General features: G+C 61.7%; 17 protein-coding genes. 7 read left to right on the top strand and 10 right to left on the bottom strand.

Annotated elements, in window-relative coordinates:
- Positions 1 to 76 precede the first annotated feature (76 nt).
- The 3 genes from E4P32_RS14305 (at position 77) to E4P32_RS14295 (ending at position 1564) form a co-directional block, all read left to right on the top strand.
- Positions 77 to 295, top strand: a complete 219-nt coding sequence (locus tag E4P32_RS14305; protein WP_116435141.1) for a hypothetical protein — start codon at positions 77 to 79, stop codon at positions 293 to 295.
- The gene (locus E4P32_RS14300) at positions 295 to 786 is read left to right on the top strand and encodes a hypothetical protein (RefSeq protein ID WP_116435142.1); all 492 of its coding nucleotides are present in this window, start codon (positions 295 to 297) and stop codon (positions 784 to 786) included. Before E4P32_RS14305 ends, E4P32_RS14300 begins: the two co-directional genes overlap by 1 nt.
- Positions 787 to 910: 124 nt before the next feature.
- Positions 911 to 1564 (top strand): DUF1345 domain-containing protein, encoded by a 654-nt coding sequence (locus tag E4P32_RS14295; RefSeq protein WP_116435143.1) that lies wholly within the window; start codon positions 911 to 913, stop codon positions 1562 to 1564.
- Positions 1565 to 1654: 90 nt separating this feature from the next.
- Here the strand turns inward: E4P32_RS14295 and mgtA are convergent, their stop codons facing one another.
- On the bottom strand, positions 1655 to 4417 hold the full coding sequence (mgtA, locus tag E4P32_RS14290) for a magnesium-translocating P-type ATPase (protein ID WP_116435144.1): 2763 nt from the start codon (positions 4415 to 4417) through the stop codon (positions 1655 to 1657).
- A 191-nt stretch (positions 4418 to 4608) separates the two neighbouring features.
- A complete protein-coding gene (locus E4P32_RS24360) occupies positions 4609 to 4740 on the bottom strand; it encodes a hypothetical protein (protein ID WP_255419427.1) in 132 nt (43 codons plus the stop codon).
- A 458-nt stretch (positions 4741 to 5198) separates the two neighbouring features.
- Between E4P32_RS24360 and E4P32_RS14285 the strand changes: the two genes are divergently transcribed.
- Positions 5199 to 5381: a hypothetical protein gene (locus tag E4P32_RS14285; protein WP_053199787.1), complete on the top strand. Its 183-nt coding sequence runs from the start codon at positions 5199 to 5201 to the stop codon at positions 5379 to 5381.
- Between the two features lie 196 nt (positions 5382 to 5577).
- On the opposite strand, the gene E4P32_RS14280 is transcribed toward E4P32_RS14285, so the two are convergent.
- Entirely contained in the window at positions 5578 to 6741 is a 1164-nt protein-coding gene (locus E4P32_RS14280) for a diguanylate cyclase (protein WP_116435146.1), read from the bottom strand.
- Between the two features lie 206 nt (positions 6742 to 6947).
- On the opposite strand from E4P32_RS14280, the gene dacB reads away from it, so the two are divergent.
- Positions 6948 to 8381: a D-alanyl-D-alanine carboxypeptidase/D-alanyl-D-alanine-endopeptidase gene (gene dacB / locus E4P32_RS14275; protein WP_116435147.1), complete on the top strand. Its 1434-nt coding sequence runs from the start codon at positions 6948 to 6950 to the stop codon at positions 8379 to 8381.
- 10 nt (positions 8382 to 8391) lie between these two features.
- Here dacB and E4P32_RS14270 read toward each other — a convergent pair whose 3' ends face one another.
- The 4 genes from E4P32_RS14270 to E4P32_RS14255 form a co-directional block, all read right to left on the bottom strand.
- The gene (locus E4P32_RS14270; protein WP_116435344.1) at positions 8392 to 9432 is read right to left on the bottom strand and encodes a diguanylate cyclase; all 1041 of its coding nucleotides are present in this window, start codon (positions 9430 to 9432) and stop codon (positions 8392 to 8394) included.
- A 63-nt stretch (positions 9433 to 9495) separates the two neighbouring features.
- Positions 9496 to 9996, bottom strand: coding sequence for a TPM domain-containing protein (locus tag E4P32_RS14265; RefSeq protein WP_116435148.1), 501 nt, complete (start codon positions 9994 to 9996; stop codon positions 9496 to 9498).
- Entirely contained in the window at positions 9996 to 10838 is an 843-nt protein-coding gene (locus E4P32_RS14260; protein ID WP_199525653.1) for a TPM domain-containing protein, read from the bottom strand. Before E4P32_RS14260 ends, E4P32_RS14265 begins: the two co-directional genes overlap by 1 nt.
- Positions 10839 to 10855: 17 nt before the next feature.
- The gene (locus E4P32_RS14255) at positions 10856 to 11449 is read right to left on the bottom strand and encodes a LemA family protein (RefSeq protein WP_116435150.1); all 594 of its coding nucleotides are present in this window, start codon (positions 11447 to 11449) and stop codon (positions 10856 to 10858) included.
- A 120-nt stretch (positions 11450 to 11569) separates the two neighbouring features.
- Between E4P32_RS14255 and pyrF the strand changes: the two genes are divergently transcribed.
- Entirely contained in the window at positions 11570 to 12388 is an 819-nt protein-coding gene (pyrF, locus tag E4P32_RS14250) for an orotidine-5'-phosphate decarboxylase (RefSeq protein ID WP_116435151.1), read from the top strand.
- A gap of 102 nt (positions 12389 to 12490) precedes the next feature.
- Here pyrF and E4P32_RS14245 read toward each other — a convergent pair whose 3' ends face one another.
- From E4P32_RS14245 to thiL, 3 genes are all read right to left on the bottom strand, one after another.
- Complete coding sequence (locus E4P32_RS14245; protein ID WP_116435152.1) at positions 12491 to 12970, bottom strand: CinA family protein; 480 nt, start codon at positions 12968 to 12970, stop codon at positions 12491 to 12493.
- A gap of 137 nt (positions 12971 to 13107) precedes the next feature.
- Positions 13108 to 13644 carry a phosphatidylglycerophosphatase A gene (locus E4P32_RS14240; RefSeq protein ID WP_116435153.1) on the bottom strand — a complete coding sequence of 179 codons (537 nt, stop codon included), beginning with the start codon at positions 13642 to 13644 and terminating at the stop codon, positions 13108 to 13110.
- Positions 13641 to 14606 (bottom strand): thiamine-phosphate kinase, encoded by a 966-nt coding sequence (gene thiL, locus E4P32_RS14235; RefSeq protein ID WP_116435154.1) that lies wholly within the window; start codon positions 14604 to 14606, stop codon positions 13641 to 13643. Before thiL ends, E4P32_RS14240 begins: the two co-directional genes overlap by 4 nt.
- 252 nt (positions 14607 to 14858) lie before the next feature.
- On the opposite strand from thiL, the gene E4P32_RS14230 reads away from it, so the two are divergent.
- Positions 14859 to 17171, top strand: a complete 2313-nt coding sequence (locus tag E4P32_RS14230; RefSeq protein ID WP_116435155.1) for an NADP-dependent malic enzyme — start codon at positions 14859 to 14861, stop codon at positions 17169 to 17171.
- The last annotated feature ends 68 nt before the right edge of the window (positions 17172 to 17239 follow it).

The raw sequence follows: 17239 nt of genomic DNA, 5'->3' as shown, positions 1-17239 counted from the left end.
GCTTAACGTAAAAATTGCCCCGAACCTGTTCGGCATGCCTCTGTCCAATCCTCTATCAACATTGATGGAGGTATCCATGACAGAGCAAGTCCTACAAAGCGGCACCCACATCGCCCGTTTCGACGCGGTCAAAAAAGACGACGACGTGTTCGAGGCGCAAGTCTTCGTGCGGCTCACGCGTGAGCCCGAAGTGGCCGAAACCTACATTCCCGCGGGCCTGTTCGGTTCCATGCAGGAAGCGCTGGAGAATGCCAAACAGCGCGCCGAACGGGCACTCAAGGAGCATGAGTTCTGATGCGGGTTGCAGCCTTTTCTTCGTTCGAACGTACTCTTAAACGCATTCTTGCCGTCCTGATTCTGAGCACCGGCCTGGCCGCCTGCGCCACCGGTCATTCGCAATCAGGGACGCGCTTCGAAATCCACGCCGCCAGCCTGGTCGCCAGTCCGGATTGGCAAAAAGCCAACTTGCTCGACGATCCCGGCACCACTGTCTACGTGGCGCCGGAAGTCTTGCTGGACAATTCCGATGTGGCCTTGGCCAACGCCAAGAAGGATCTCGGCGGCCAGGTGCTGATCGTGATCCAGATGACGCCGGCCGGTGCCATCCGCATGGGCATGGCCTCGCGCGTGCTGCTGCGCCAGCGCATGGCGGTAATGATCAACGGCGAGGTGATGACGGCGCCGGTGGTGTCGGCGCCGCTGTCGGGAAATCGCTTTGCGATCACCGGCTTCAAGTCGCTGGAAGAAGCGCAGGAAATCGCCCTGGGCATTGCGCCGAAGAAGTAATGCATAAGTAGCGCAACAAGTAACGCAATCAGACTCATCCGATTGGCAGTGCGCGCAGCAGACCGCCCGCATGATAAGGTTGCGGCAATTCAATTGCTGCCGGGTCTCACGACCCGCCTACACCATGTCCGTCGCCCGCCATATCGTCCAGGTTCATCCGCGTTTGCTCATCGCTGTCGCCGTCGGCGCAGCGGGGTATTTATTGTGTGCTGACGGCGAGCTCATCACGCGCCTGCTGACGGGGTGGAACGCGGGCGTGGCCTGCTACCTGCTGACGATCTGGGTGATGATGTTCCGCTACAAAGCGGACGACACCAAACGCCTCGCCGAGAAGGAAGATGAAAGCGCAGAGCTGGTGCTGGCCACCGTCTGCGTGGCCGCCATCGCCAGCCTGGCCGCCATCATCATCGAGCTGGCCGATGCGTCACATCTGGAGCGTGGACAAAAGCTGCTGCACTATGCCTTCACCGGCGGCACCGTACTGGGCTCCTGGTTCCTCATCGGCACGGTCTTCACCTTGCACTATGCGCGGCTGTTTTACGCCGAGGATGACGACGCCGAGCCGCCGCTGCGTTTTGCCGACGGCGAGAAGAATCCGGACTATTGGGACTTCCTCTATTTCGCGTTCACCATCAGCGTCGCCGTGCAGACATCGGACGTTGCCGTCGGCACGCGCGCCTTGCGCAAGACCGTGCTGGCGCATTCGGTAATCGGCTTCCTGTTCAATGCAGCGATCCTGGGTTTGTCGATCAATATCGCGGCAAGCCTGGTGGGGTGATTCATCGGGTTACGAAGACTCAATAAAAAACGGGATGCGTTTGCGCGCATCCCGTTTTTTTACGTCACAAGATTGACTTCATCCTCAGCGTCATTGCCAGCCATAGCGCCGGGTATACCACTTCTTCATCAGCTGGATCAGCGCGGCGTAGGCGATCAGGATCGCCAGCAGCCACGGGAAGTAGCTCAGCGGCAGCGCCTGCAGCTTGAAGTAGCTGGCCAGCGGCGACATCGGCAGGATGATGCCGATGGCCATGATGATCAGCGTCATGCCCATCAGCGGCCACGAAGCGCGGCTCTGGAAGAACGGAATGCGCTTGGTGCGGATCATGTGCACGATCAGCGTCTGCGACAGCAGGCCTTCGATGAACCAGCCCGACTGGAACAGGGTTTGATGGTCAGGCGAGTTGGCGCCGAAGATGTACCACATCAGGGCAAACGTGCTGATGTCGAAGATCGAGCTGATCGGACCGAAGAACACCATGAAGCGGCCGATTTCACCCGGATTCCAACGCTGCGGCTTTTCCAGGAATTCCTTGTCGACGTTGTCGAACGGGATGGAAATCTGCGACACGTCATACAGCAGGTTCTGCACCAGCAGATGCAAGGGCAGCATCGGCAGGAAGGGCAGGAAGGCGCTCGCCACCAGCACCGAGAACACATTGCCGAAGTTGGAGCTGGCCGTCATCTTGATGTACTTGAGCATGTTGGCGAAGGTCTTGCGGCCTTCCAGCACGCCTTCTTCCAGCACCATCAGGCTCTTTTCCAGCAGGATCAGGTCGGCCGCTTCCTTGGCGATGTCGACTGCGGTGTCGACCGAGATGCCGATGTCGGCTGCGCGCAGGGCCGGCGCATCGTTGATGCCGTCGCCCATGAAGCCGACCACGTGGCCCTTGTCATGCAGCACGCGCACGATGCGTTCCTTGTGGGTCGGGCTGAGCTTGGCGAAGACGGTGGTCTTTTCGACCGCGACGGACAACTCTTCGTCGCTCATCTTTTCCACGTGCGAACCGAGCAGCATGCCTTCGACTTCGAGTCCGACTTCGCGGCAGATCTTGGCGGTCACCAGTTCGTTGTCGCCGGTCAGGATCTTGACCGTCACGCCATGTGCGCGCAGTGCCGCCAGCGCCGGTTCTGTCGATTCCTTCGGTGGATCGAGGAAGGCGATGTAACCGATCAGCACCAGGTCCGACTCATCGGCGACGCTGTAGGTTTCCTTGGTCGGCGGCAGGTCCTTGGCGGCCACGGCTACCACGCGCAGGCCTTCGGAGTTCAGGCTGGCGGTGGTTTTTTGGATATCGGCCAGCAGCTCGGGCGTGAACGGCACGATCTCGCCGTTGTTGCGCGCGTGGGTACAGATCGAGACGATTTCTTCGACTGCGCCTTTGCAGATCAGCTCATGGTGATCTTCGCGTTCGCTGACCACCACCGACATGCGGCGGCGCTGGAAGTCGAACGGGATTTCATCGACCTTGCGATAGGCCGAGGCGAGCGCCATTTCACTTTGCAGTTCGGCGTGTTCCAGCACGGCGACGTCGAGCAGGTTCTTCAGGCCGGTCTGGTAGTAGCTGTTGAGGTAAGCGTATTGCAGCACTTCGTCGTTCGGCTCGCCCAGGATGCCGGTATGGCGCTCCAGGAAGATCTTGTCCTGCGTCAGTGTGCCGGTCTTGTCGGTGCACAGCACATCCATGGCGCCGAAGTTCTGGATCGCGTCGAGGCGCTTGACGATGACCTTCTTGCGCGACAGCGCGACGGCGCCTTTGGCCAGCGTCGAGGTGACGATCATCGGCAGCATTTCAGGCGTCAGGCCGACCGCGATCGACAGGCCGAACAGGAAGGCCTCGACCCAGTCGCCCTTGGTGAAGCCGTTGATGAAGAACACCACCGGCGTCATCACCAGCATGAAACGGATCAGCAGCCAGCTGACCTTGTTGACGCCCGACTGGAACGCGGTCGGGGTGCGGTCGGTGGCAGTGACGCGTTCGGCCAGCGCGCCGAAATAAGTGCGCTTGCCGGTGGTCAGCACCACGGCCGTGGCCGAGCCGCTGACGACGTTGGTGCCCATGAAGCACAGGTTGTCGAGCTCAAGCGGATTGCCGGCGTCGACGCCGCGATGCTCGGCGAATTTCTCCACCGGCAGCGATTCGCCGGTCATGGCGGCCTGGCTGACGAACAGATCCTTGGCGGCCAGCAGGCGCAGGTCGGCCGGGATCATGTCGCCGGCCGACAACTGCACGATGTCGCCGGGCACCAGCCTCTTGATCGGCACTTCGACGCGGCGCGCGCCTTTCGGATGCAGGGTGACGTCGAAGTAGCGCTGGGCTTCTTCGGCGATGTCCTGCACGATGTCGTGGCGGATTACGGTCGCGGTGTTGCTGACCATTTCCTTGAGCTTGTCGGCGGCGGTGTTGGAACGCGACTCCTGGATGAAGCGCATCAGCGTCGACACCACCACCATGGTGCCGATCACGATCGCAGCCTTCATGTCTTCGGTGTAGTAGGAGACGGCGGCCAGCACGGTCAGCAGCAGGTTGAACGGGTTCTTGTAGCAGTGCCACAGGTGGACCCACCAGCTCAGCGGCTTTTCGTGTTCGACTTCATTGGGGCCGACTTCGAGGCGAATGGCGTCGGCTTCCTGTTCGGTGAGGCCGTCGGTGCGGGAATGCAGTTTTTGCAGCAGTCCGGACAGCTCGGTGCGGGAGGCGTCCACCAGGCTTTGCGCCACGGTTTGCGGGACTTCCTTGGTGGTCGGCGAACTGCGGAACATGTCCACGCCGATTCGATGGAAGTGGCGATCCATGCCGCGTGCACGGATGAAGTTCGCGAAGGTTTCTTTCAACAGATCCAGATTCATGATGAAGCTCTTTTTCTTTTTGCAGCGGTTTGCAGTGCGGACGGCGTGCCTTGACGGGGCGTGGCGGTCCGGTTCGTGCGGTCATCGGAGAGAAAGATGAGGAAAGCGTCAGACTGTAACGAATCCTCCTGACATCTCGATGACAGCAGGCGATCAGGTGCGAGATATATCGGGCATAAGGCCTCCGCAGGTCAGGTTTGCGAAGACCCTTTCATCGGTAATTGTTCCATCGACGGCGTGCGCACGGCGCCGGCGGCCAGGCCGGGCAATGGCAGGTCCGGCCGGCGCGCAGTCTGAACTGTGGCGCTGGCCGCGAGAGGCATCGGCGAATCAATGCTTATGTCGTGGACGCGTATGGCCGCAAGCCATGCAGCATCCGGACGTGCGCCGGTGCGGGTCGGTCTGTAGCGTGCTGTGTTGTACGGTGGAAAAGGCCTGCGCCTGAAGCGGTGCATGCCTGATGCCGTCATCTGCTCCTGCAAGATGACGGCAGGGAAGTCCTGCGTTATCTTGCCGAGGCGAACCGGGAAATTTCCCGGCAACAACTGTCACTCGAACAAGTGCCCATGAGAGGGACTCCATAAAAATAAGAACGGGCGGAGTCTACTCCCGCACCGCAGCATGGTCAAGCCCATTCAACAACACTTCCGCAAATAAGGAGCATCGCTGCAAGCGGCGCGGGTTGTGCGCTGCGGGGCGGCGGTATCGAAAACTCTCCTTGTTTTATGCGCGCAGCGTCCTATACTCAAATCATAAAGAAAACAGGTAGGAGACAAAGATCATGCCCAATATCGTCACGAACAATCTCATGTTCTTTTTGCCGATGGCATTCGCCGGGTTGGTGTTGTTCGGCGAAGTGCCCGTAGCGTCAAAATTTGTGAGGACGGTGTTGCGAACGATTGGCGCCGTAGGTGGGGCGCTGATTGCGCTTTTAGTGCTGGAGGTACTGCCAGTGCTAATTTAAACGAGCTTTCTTGCTCGTTCGCCGCGCAAGCGGCGGTGGCTGGAACGTCGGAGGGAGTCGGCATCTTCAGTATGCGTGTACTCCGAGAACTCGTCGGGCGTTCCACCTTTTTCCCGAAGCCGTTGCGTCATTCCCTAAGATGACGCGGCGGCTTTTTCTTGTTCTCCGCCTTGCCGCCTTTCACCTTCGGCCACCTTCAGTTACCCTCGACCACCAGGCAATCGCGTCCGCTATCCTTTGCGCGATACATTGCGTTGTCGGCGCGTTGCAGCCAGGAGTAATGCGCCTCCATGTCGCTATGGAAGGACACCAGGCCGGCGCTGATGGTGCAGCCCCACAAGGTATTTTTCTCGGTGCGGTGCCGGCGCACCTGTTCAATCAGCCGCGCCGCCAGCGTCTCGGCTTCGCTGAGGCTGATGTCGCGCAGGATCACCACGAATTCTTCACCGCCATAGCGTCCGATCAGATCGTCCGCGCGCAGATTGTCGCGCAGCAGCTGGGCGAAGTTCTTGAGCACTTCGTCGCCGACCAGATGGCCATGCGTGTCGTTGATGTTCTTGAAATGATCGAGATCGAGCAACAGCAGCGAGGAGCCTTGCTTGCGTTCGCGGCAGATGTTGAATTCCTCGATCAGCAAGGTTTCCCAATAACGTCGATTCAGCAGGCCGGTAAGGCCGTCGCGTTGGCTCACGGTTTCGAACTCGCGTGAACGCTCGGCCAGTTTCTTGGACATGTCGTAAGTCGACTTGCCCAGCGCCAGCGGATAGAGCGCCAGCATCGGCAGGCAGGCGACGACGGTATAGATGTCGGATTGCGGGAGGAAACGGAAATTGAGCAGCAGCAGGCCCAGCAAGGCTCCCACGACACTGCCGATCAGGCCGCGCAGGAACAGCCGGGTGCCGCCTGCGGCGATGTTGTCCATCGACAGCATCGCCAGGATCACGGCGCCGGGCACCAGGTTGCCTTGCATGGCGATGAGCCAGAAGCCGCCGAAGGTCGTGTCGATCACCAGGTTGAAGCGTTCGGCGCGATACGGGATCGTGCTGCGCAGTGCCAGGTGGTAAGCGAGATGCGGCCAAAGATAGCCGTGGAATATCAGCAAGGCCCACAGCGGCCATCCAACCGGATTCTGCAGGAAACCGGCGGCTACGCAAAAAAAGCCGATCGACAGTCCGATCACGCGCAGCTTGTAGATGCGTTTGACGAAGCGCACGCCTTTGCCGATCAGTTCTTCCGGTGACGGCGAATCACTCAACGCACGCTGCGCCCGCCGGAACGAAAAGAAGGACGCCGGGCGACCATGCGAACTATCGGTGCCGTGGCTGCCGTGGTTGCGGGATGGGGCGTTGCGATGCGACATGATCAGGGGTGCTTTCCGATGTTGGCATGCCGTCCGCGGCGGCGTTCTTGTTGTCGGGCATGATTTGCATCCAGCCAATATATGTCTACATTACAACATCTCTCGCACTATCACCAGAACGGCGCGCGGAAATAGGAGTGAAAAGCCGACATATAATGCCGGGTCCCCTCGTTCGGGTCTTTTCCCTCTGTCCTCCCTCGCTACTCATGCCCATCTTCAAAGAATTCCGATTCCTGGCGCTGTGCGCTTTCGCAGCCTGCGGCATCGCCTCCGCGCAACACCTTGCGGCGCAAGAATTGCCGCCTACCATGAGCGGCGCGCTGCGGCAGGCGAAGATCCCGGCGCGCAATGTTGGCGTGTTTGTCCAGGCTGTCGACGCCACGCGTCCGACGCTGGCCTTCAACGCGACGGCGCCGTTCAATCCGGCGTCGGTGATGAAGCTGGTGACCACCGATGCTGCGCTCGAATTGCTCGGCCCCGCATTCAACTGGAAAACCCAGGCCTACACCGACGGCGTGCTCAACGACGGCATGTTGATGGGCGACCTGAGCATCAAGGGCAGCGGCGACCCCAAGCTGGTGATGGAAAACTTCTGGATGTTCCTGCGCCAGATCCGCGCCAAAGGCATTCGCGATATTCGCGGCAACGTCGTGCTGGACCGCAGCGTCTTTGAAGAAAACGTCTACGATCCGGCGCAATTCGACGGCGATCCGCAGAAGCCCTACAACGTCGGTCCCGATGCCTTGCTGCTGAACTACAAGACCGTGGCGATCCGCTTCATGCCGGACGAAGCCGGCGGCGTGGTCAATGTGGCCATGGAGCCGCCGCTGTCGGGGTACACCGTCGCGGCGCCGCGCCTGTCGAAAGAGCCGGCGTGCGGCGATTGGCAGGGCAAGTTGCAGGCTGACATCGGCGTCGGCGCGGCGGTTTTCAACGGCGCATTTCCGGCCGTTTGCGGAGAAAAGGTCTGGTACATCCATCCCTACCGCATGAGCGCCACGCAGTATTTCGGCGCGGTGCTGCGTCAGATGTGGAGCGAGTTGGGTGGCACCATCTCGGGCAAGGTCATGCCCGGCAACGTCGCCCCGGTGGCGCGCTTGCTTGCGGAGTGGCAGTCTCCCGCCGTGCCGGAGGTGATTCGCGACATCAACAAATACAGCAATAACGTGATGGCGCGTCAACTGCTGCTGACCATCGGTGCACAAGTGTCGCAGGCGCCCGGCAGCACCACGCGCGGCGCCCAGGCGATTCGTGGCTGGTTGTCGGCCAAGGGCATCGCCGCGGATGAACTGGTGATCGAAAACGGCGCCGGCTTGTCGCGCAACGAGCGCATTGCGCCCACCACGCTGGGTCAGGTTCTGGTGGCGGCGTTTCACTCGCCGGTGATGCCCGAGTTCATCGCCTCGATGCCACTGGTCGGCTACGACGGCACCATGCGCAAACGCCTGCGCGGTGAAAGCGTGGCCGGGCAGGCGCACATCAAGACCGGTTCGCTCAACGACGTGCGCTCGATTGCAGGTTTTGTGCAGGCGGCGTCAGGCAAGATGTATGTGGTGGTGTGCCTGATCAATCATCCGAATGCGCCGCTCGGACAGGCGGCGCAGGATGCCCTGCTGCAATGGGTGTTTGAAAAGGGTTGACCGGGTTGCGTCATGGCGCCGCACTGACGCGGTTACGCCCGCTTTGCTTGGCGTTGTAGAGGCAGTCGTCGACGCGCTTGATGAGGCTGACGATGTCGCCGCCCTGAACGGGATGCGCGGTAGCGGCGCCGACGCTGACGGTGATGTGATCGACGGCTTTCGAGGTCGCATGTGCAATGCCGAGAGCGGCTACCGCCCGGCAGATTTTTTCAGCAAGTTCCTTCGCGCCGGCGCTGTCCGTGTTGGGCAGGACGACGGCGAACTCTTCGCCGCCGTAACGCGCCGCCAGATCGGCCGGGCGCGCGGCGCCGGCTGCAATGGCCGCGCCGACACGGCGCAGCACGTCATCGCCGGCGACATGGCCGTAGGTGTCGTTGTACAGCTTGAAGCAATCCACATCCATCAACAGCAGCGACAGCGGCGTCTTGTCGCGTTGCGCGCGCAGCCATTCCTGTTTCATGTAGTCGTCGAAATAGCGCCGGTTGGCGATGCCGGTGAGGCCGTCGGTATGCGTCAGACGCTTGAGCTCGGCGTTGCTGGCCTCCAGCTGTTTCTGGCTTTCATGCAGGGCGGCGTAGGCGGCGTCGCGTTGCAGCAGGTTGATGTAGGAGCGTGAATGGTAGCGAATGCGTGCGACCAGTTCGATGGTGTCGTAGGACTTGACCACGTAGTCGTTGGCGCCGGCCAGGAACGCATCTTTCTTGATCAGCGGTTCGTCGGTGCTGGAGAGCACGATGACCGGCACATTCGCCAGCAGGGGGCTGCTGCGGTATTGCCGCACCAGTTCGAGGCCGTCGGCGTCGGGCATGACCAGGTCTTGCAGGATGACGGTGGGCCGGCAGGCTTCAGCCTTGGTCAGCGCATCGGCGGCCTTGCCGCAAAAGTGGAAGTCGATGTCGGTTTCCGGCCGCACGGCGCGCCGGACTTTTTCCTGGACCACCAGCTGGTCGTCGATGAGCAATACGCTGAAGCGATATTCCTGCGTCGTGACGGAGGGCTGCTGAGAAGGCGCCGCGGGCTGCTGCGATTGTTCGGGACCGGATGTGCTCATCATTCCCCCCATCGTTGTTGTTGAGTCGCAGCTTGTTTGCCGGTCGCCGGTCGCGCAGGGATGTCAGAGCATCAGCGGCCGGTTGGAAATCTCGTTCTTTTGCTGCGACGTCTGGGGAAAATGCAGCGCGAGCAAACGGTTCAACTGTGCCAGCCCTTCCAGTGCGCCGTCATGGTAAATCCCGTCGGCAAAGCTTCGGGTCATTGTACTGCAAACGGATTCCCAGTCAGCGCGCTTGAGGGCGCGGCCGACGGTGCGATCGGTGACGATTTCGACGCGATGATCGGCCAGATTGAGGTAGATCAGCAGGCCGCTGTTTTCTTCGGTATCCCAGATGCGGTAGTGCGAAAACAGCTCATGGGCGCGAGCGCGCGAGGACTCGTTGCGCAGCACTGCGCTCAACGGCAGCGCTGCTTCGATAACAAGCCGTACTTCAGCGCGGTGTTCCGCTTCACCGGCGCCGATGCAGGCCTGGATTGCCTGCAGCGTGGCCGGTGGGAACTGCGCGCGAGCCAGAGCGCGGGTGTGGCTCAGGTGCCTGAAGAGGCGCTTGAATGTGTTCATCACCAGTCCCCCGAGGCGCCGCCGCCGTCAAAGCTGCCGCCGCCGCCCGAAAATCCACCGCCGCCACTGCTGAAGCCTCCACCACCACCGCCGCCGAAGCCGCCGCGTCCGCTGCTGCTACTGCGGGCCGCTTCATTGAGAATGCTGCCGATGATGACGCCGGCGGCATTGCCCCAGCTATTGTTGTTGAGGTTGTTGCGGCCGGTGGTGCGGCGTCGCACCAGCAGCAGCGCGGTGAAGAACACCGCCAGCATGATTGCCAGGACCGCAACTTCAAGCCAGCCGGCATCGTATTGTCCGGCCGCCTCCTTCTTTTCTGCCGACGGCAGATTCTCCTGGTCAAGCAGGCTGGTCAGCGCCGAAACACCCGCTGCGAGGCCGCCGTAATAATCGTTCTGGCGAAAGTGCGGCGCGATCACGTCTTCCAGGATGCGTTTCGACTGGGCGTCGGTCAGGCTGCCCTGGACGCCGCGGCCGGCTTCGATGCGCAAGCGCCGCAGAGCCTTGGGATTGTCCTTGGCGACGATCAGGATGACGCCGTCGTCGATGCCTTTGCGGCCCAGTTTCCAGGCGTCGGCGACGCGGATGCCGTATTGCTCGATGGCCTCCGGCGCGGTGCTGGCGATCAGCAGCACGGCGATCTGGCTGCCGGTGCGGGTTTCGTACTCGGTCAGGACCTGGTCCAGCGTACGCCGCTGCTGTTCGTCCAGCATGCCGGCCTGGTCCGTCACGTGAGAGGTCAGCGCCGGGACGGCGACGAAATCCTGCGCCCCGGCAACCCGGGCGGAGCCGGCCAACAGGACGAACAGACAGAACGCCAGCAGGCGAGGGAAGCGCAGCATAAGCAGCTTATTCAGAGTTATTTGCCGAAATTGACGGCAGGCGCTGTGGAAATCGCTTTCTCATTCTCGACCGTGAAGGACGGCTTGACCGGATAGCTGAACATCTTGGCGGTGATGTTGGTCGGGAAGCTGCGCGCCAGCACGTTGTATTCCTGCACCGAGACGATGTAGCGTTGACGCGCCACGGTGATGCGGTTTTCGGTGCCTTCCAGTTGCGACTGCAGGTCGCGGAAGCTGGTGTCGGCCTTCAGTTGCGGATAGTTTTCCGACACCGCCATCAGGCGCGACAGCGCCGACGACAGCTCGCCCTGGACCTGCTGGAACTTGTTGAAGGCTTCCGGATTGTTCAGCACTTCCGGCGTGATCTGGAAGCTGGTCGCGGCGGCGCGGGCGCGGGTCACGGCTTCCAGAGTTTCTCTTTCGTGCGAGGCATAGCCCTTGACGGTGTTGACCAGGTTCGGGATCAGGTCGGCGCGGCGCTGGTACTGGTTGACGACTTCGCCCCAGGCGGCCTTGGTGGCTTCATCCTTGGCCTGGAAGTCGTTGTAGCCGCAGCTGCTCAGCGTCAGGACGGAAGCGGCGATCGCCAGCCATGCAAACCATTTTTTCATTGTATGCCTCGAGGAGATAGAGAGATTCGTTACTTTGCTTACTGGTGCGCGCGCCGTCAAGCGGGTAGGGCGGGCTGCCGGCGCGTTACAATATCGCATCTTTGCATATTAAGGCTTACCGTGACATTTATCGAACAATTATCCGCTGCGTGGAAGACCAACAATTCGCTGCTGTGTGTCGGCCTCGACCCGGATATCGCCAAATTTCCCGCGCAGTGGAAGGACCAGCCCGACGCCATTTTTGCTTTCTGCAAAGGCATCATCGACGCCACCGCCGATGTGGCCTGTTCGTTCAAGCCGCAGATTGCCTACTTCGCCGCCTTGCGCGCCGAAGACCAACTGGAAGAAATCTGCACCTATATCCGCACCACCTATCCGCACATCCCCATCGTGCTCGACGCCAAGCGCGGCGACATCGGTGCCACCGCAGAGCAATATGCGCGTGAAGCCTTCGAGCGCTATGGCGCCCAGGCGGTGACGGTCAGCCCGTACATGGGTTTCGACTCGGTCGCGCCGTATCTGGAGTGGAAGGACCGCGGCGCCATCGTGTTGTGCCGCACCTCCAACGCGGGCGGCTCCGACCTGCAATTCCTGAAGGTCGACGGCGTGCCGCTGTACCAGCACGTGGCCCGTCTGGTTGCGGACAAATGGAACACCAACGGCCAGTGCGGCCTGGTGGTGGGAGCGACTTTCCCGGAAGAACTGGCGCAGGTGCGCAGCATCATCGGCGACATGCCTTTGCTGGTGCCGGGCGTAGGGGCGCAGGGCGGCGACGTGGCCGCGACCGTGAAGTCGGGCAAGACCGCGGACGGCGGCGGCATGATGATCAACTCATCGCGCGCGATCCTGTACGCCAAGCCGCAAGCCGGCGAAGACTACGCGGCGGCAGCGCGCCGTGTGGCGCTGGAGACGCGCGACGCGATCAATCAGTATCGCTGAGGAAATGTACCGGCTTGCAGCGTAGCTGCAGCCGCCGCAGCAGCAACCAGAGCCGTCGCGATCACTCGCTGCGGCTCTTTTTCATGCACGTTTGCCGGTCGCTCAGGTCAGCAAGCGCAGCAAGCCTTGCAACGAATGCACTACGGCTTGCTCACGCACTGCGCGGCGGTCGCCGGTGAACACCAGGCGTTCGGTAAAGGTCTGGTCGCCGACCTTCCAGCCGAAGCAGACGGTGCCGACCGGTTTGCCCGGCACCGCGCCGCCCGGACCGGCGATGCCGGTGGTGGAGACGGCGACGTCGGAGCTGCTGTTGGCGATCGCGCCTTCGGCCATGGCGGCGGCGATCTCTTCGCTGACCGCGCCGTGCTGGGCGATCAATGCTTCGGAAATCTCCAGCAATTCATTCTTGGAGGTGTTGGAATAGGTGATGAAGCCGCAGTCGAACCATTCCGAAGAACCGGCAATATCGGTAATGGCCTGGGCGACGCCGCCGCCGGTGCAGGATTCGGCGGTGGAGAGCAGCAATTTCCTGGCTTTGAGCGCGATTCCGACGCGCGCGGCGAGGTCAGTCGAGGTATCCATGTTGATGTCATCCTTCAGGGTTGGCGGGTGGTCAACGTGATGGGCGCGATGTACGTCTGATGAACATCGACATGAAATATTTCATGGAAGAGTTCGTCGCATTCCCATGTGCTCAGCATACTCTTGTTGAAGCAGGTTTACATAGAGCGCCAGAACGCAAATACCAGCAGCGTGTAAAACGCCGCCACGATGTCGTCCCACATCACGCCGAAGCCGCCCTTGAAGCGGCGATCGAAATAGGCGATCGGCGGCGGCTTGACCATGTCGAACACGCGGAACCAGAAGAAGGCCCAGCATTGCGTCTTGAAGTCGGCGGGCGTCAGCACGACCAGCACCAGCCAGAAGGCGATGATTTCATCCCACACCATGCTGCCGTGATCGGGCGCGCCGAGGTCGCGTCCGGTGCGATGGCAAGCCCACACGCCGACAAAGAAACCGACGAAGATGATCAGCAGCCACGCCGATGGCGTGAAGACGGCGGGCCAGCGCAGGTTCAGCACCGCATACGCCAGCCAGGCGAACAGCGTACCGGAGGTGCCCGGCATGATCGGCGAGAGGCCGCTGCCGAAACCCTGCGCCAGCAGGCGCGCCGGATGCCCCAGCATGAAGCGCGCGGTCGGGCGCACCGGTTTGGTCGAATACGCCTTGCGGCCCGGGTCTATTGTTGTTGTCATGAACTGAAATGGTCGAAGGAAGAGGGCGTCAGGTCGAGCGGTTCACCGCCGGCATCCACCAAGCGCAGGCCGGGGGTGGATTCGATGGTGCCGACGCGGGTGGCTTCGACGCCGGCTTGTTCCGCCGCCGCAAGCACCTGTTCGCGCCGGTTCTGTGGTGCGGTGAAGCAGAGTTCGTAGTCGTCGCCGCCCGAGAGCGTGAAGGCGCGGCGTAGCGCCTGCGCCTGCGTGCGCAGCACCGGACCGGCCGGCAGCGCGTCGACGTCGAGGCGTGCGCCAACCTGCGAGCGCGCGAGGATATGGCCGAGGTCGCCGGCCAGGCCGTCGGAGATGTCGATGGCGGCATGTGCGATGCCGCGCAGCGCCATGCCGAGCGCCACGCGTGGTGTCGGTTGGTGCATGCGTGCGCCGGCGGCGTGCAGCGCCTCGGCGTCGAGCGCAAGCTCTTTGCGATACCCGGCCAGCGCCAAGCGCGCATCGCCGAGCGTGCCGGATATCCAGATGTCGTCGCCATCGCGTGCGGCGTCGCGGCGCAAGGCCTGAGTGAACGGCACTTCTCCGAACACGGTGATGCTGATCGTCAGCGGACCCTTGGTGGTGTCGCCGCCGATCAGTTCGCAACCGTGTTCGTCGGCCAGCTTGAGCAGGCCTTGAGAGAACGGCGCCAGCCAGTCTTCGCGCGCCTCAGGCAGGGCGAAGGCCAGCGTAAAGGCGATCGGCTGCGCGCCCATGGCGGCCAGGTCCGACAGATTGACGGCCAGGCATTTGTGGCCGAGCGCATACGGGTCCGCATGCGGGAAGAAATGACGGCCTTCGACCAGCATGTCGGTCGACACCGCCAGTTGCATTCCCGGGGCCGGCGTCAGCAGGGCGCAGTCGTCGCCCACGCCGAGCGCGGTGCGACTGTCCTGCGCCATCGGGCGCGTGAAATAACGGGAGATAAGTTCGAATTCGCTAAGCATGGGCGTGATTGTAACCAATACATCAGAGATATTACGCGTTGGCCTTCGATGAATTTCGGTGCATCCGCGAGGGCTATTTTGGTGCGGATTGGTAGGACCATTGGTCTCTTTGTTTTATCCGTGGAACCCGCACCGGCAAAGGCTTGCCGAATGCCGCGGTGCACCATAAATGGCGTGCATCCGCGCTATGAGAGCGGGCCGAGCTCTGCTAAAATCGCAGGTCTTCGACAAGTCTAAAAGAGAACGCAGAGTATGGATTCGATGATCAGCAAGAAAGAAGAATTGCGTCAGCAACTTCGCCAGGCAGCGCTGGAGTACCATGAGTTTCCAACGCCGGGCAAGATCAGCGTCACGCCCACCAAGCTTTTAACCAATCAACGAGACCTGTCTCTGGCGTACTCGCCGGGCGTGGCTGCGGCCTGCGAAGAAATCGTCGCCGATCCGGCCAACGCTTTCAAATACACCGCGCGCGGCAACCTGGTCGCCGTCATCAGCAACGGCACCGCCGTGCTGGGTCTGGGCAACATCGGCCCGCTGGCTTCCAAGCCAGTGATGGAAGGCAAGGCCGTGCTGTTCAAGAAGTTCGCCGGCATCGACGTCTTCGACATCGAAATCAACGAGACCGACCCGGACAAACTGTGCGACATCATCGCCTCGCTGGAACCGACCTTCGGCGGCATCAACCTGGAAGACATCAAGGCGCCGGAGTGCTTCTACATCGAGCGCAAGCTGCGCGACCGCATGAAGATCCCGGTCTTCCATGACGACCAGCACGGCACCGCGATCATCGTCGGCGCAGCGATCCTGAACGGCCTCAAGGTCGTCGGCAAGAGCATCAAGGAAGTCAAACTGGTGGTCTCCGGCGCGGGCGCTGCGGCGCTGGCTTGCCTGGACCTGATCGTCGATCTCGGCTTCCCGATCGAAAACATTTACGTCACCGACCTGGCCGGCGTGGTCTACAAGGGCCGCGTCGAACTGATGGATCCGGACAAGGAACGCTTCGCGCGCGAAACCGATGCGCGCACCCTGGCCGATGTCATCCCTGACGCCGACATTTTCCTCGGCGTGTCCGCCGGCGGCGTGCTCAAGCAAGACATGGTCAAGAAGATGGCGCCGCGTCCACTGGTGCTGGCGCTGGCCAACCCGACGCCGGAAATCCTGCCGGAAGACGTCATGGCAGTGCGCGACGATGCGATCATCGCGACCGGCCGTTCCGACTATCCGAACCAGGTCAACAACGTCCTGTGCTTCCCGTACATCTTCCGCGGCGCGCTGGATTCCGGTGCGACCACCATCACGCGTGAAATGGAAATCGCCGCGGTGCACGCGATTGCCGAACTGGCGCAAGCCGAGCAATCCGACATCGTCGCTGCGACTTACGGCGTGACCAACTTGTCGTTCGGTCCGGAATACATCATTCCGAAGCCGTTCGATCCCCGCCTGATGATCAAGATCGCGACTGCGGTTGCGCGCGCTGCCGAGACTTCAGGCGTTGCCGCCCGTCCGATCCAGGACATGGGCGCCTATGCCGAAAAGCTGGAACAGTTCGTCTACCACAGCGGCACCTTCATGCGTCCGATCTTCCAGGCCGCCAAGAAAGCGCCGGACGCCAAGAAGCGCATCGTCTTTGCCGAAGGCGAAGAAGAACGCATCCTGCGCGCGGTGCAAGTCATCGTCGACGAATGCCTGGCCAAACCGATCCTGGTCGGTCGTCCGGAAGTGCTGGAACAGCGCATCAAGAAATTCGGCCTGCGCCTGCGTCCGAACGTCGACTTCGAAGTCATCAACCCGAACTTCGACGAACGCTATCGCGACTACTGGCAGACCTTCCTGGAGATGACCAAGCGTCGTGGCGTCACCGAGCAATACGCCAAGCTGGAAATGCGCCGTCGCCACACCCTGATCGGTTCCATGGCGATCCACAAGGGCCATGCCGACGGCATGATCTGCGGCACCTACGGCACTACCCAGCTGCATTTGCACTACATCGACCAGGTGCTGGGCAAGCGCGAAGGCGTCAACGTCTACGCCGCCATGAACGGCGTCATCCTGCCGAGCCGCCAGCTGGTATTGGTTGATACGCACGTCAACGAAAACCCGACTGCAGAGCAACTGGCGGAAATCACCATCATGGCAGCGGAAGAAATGCGCCGCTTCGGCCTGCACCCGCGTGCAGCGCTGCTGTCGCATTCCAACTTCGGCTCCAGCAACAGCGAGTCGGCCGTCAAGATGCGTACCGCGCTGAAGCTGCTGCAGGAGCAAGCGCCGGAACTGGAAGCCGACGGTGAAATGCACGGCGACACCGCACTCGATCCGAAGCTGCTGGCGCAAATCATGCCGGATTCGCCATTGAAGGGCGACGCCAACCTGCTGGTGATGCCGAACATCGACGCCGCCAACATTGCCTACAACCTGTTGAAGACGGCGTCCGGCAACGGCGTGGCCATCGGCCCGATCCTGCTGGGTTGCGCCAAGCCGGTGCATATCCTGACGGCATCGGCGACGGTGCGCCGTATCGTCAACATGACGGCCTTGTGCGTCATGGATGCGATGTCGGAGCGTTGATCCCAGCCAAGTCAGGCTGATCAGCAAGCAACAAGCAACAAGAAAAACGGCGCATTTCGAAAGGAATG

The organism is Herbaspirillum sp. 3R11 (assembly GCF_004563925.1).
Lineage (GTDB): Bacteria > Pseudomonadota > Gammaproteobacteria > Burkholderiales > Burkholderiaceae_D > Herbaspirillum.
The sequence above is the reverse complement of the archived record's forward strand: the minus strand, read 5'-3'. Positions and strand labels throughout refer to the sequence as shown.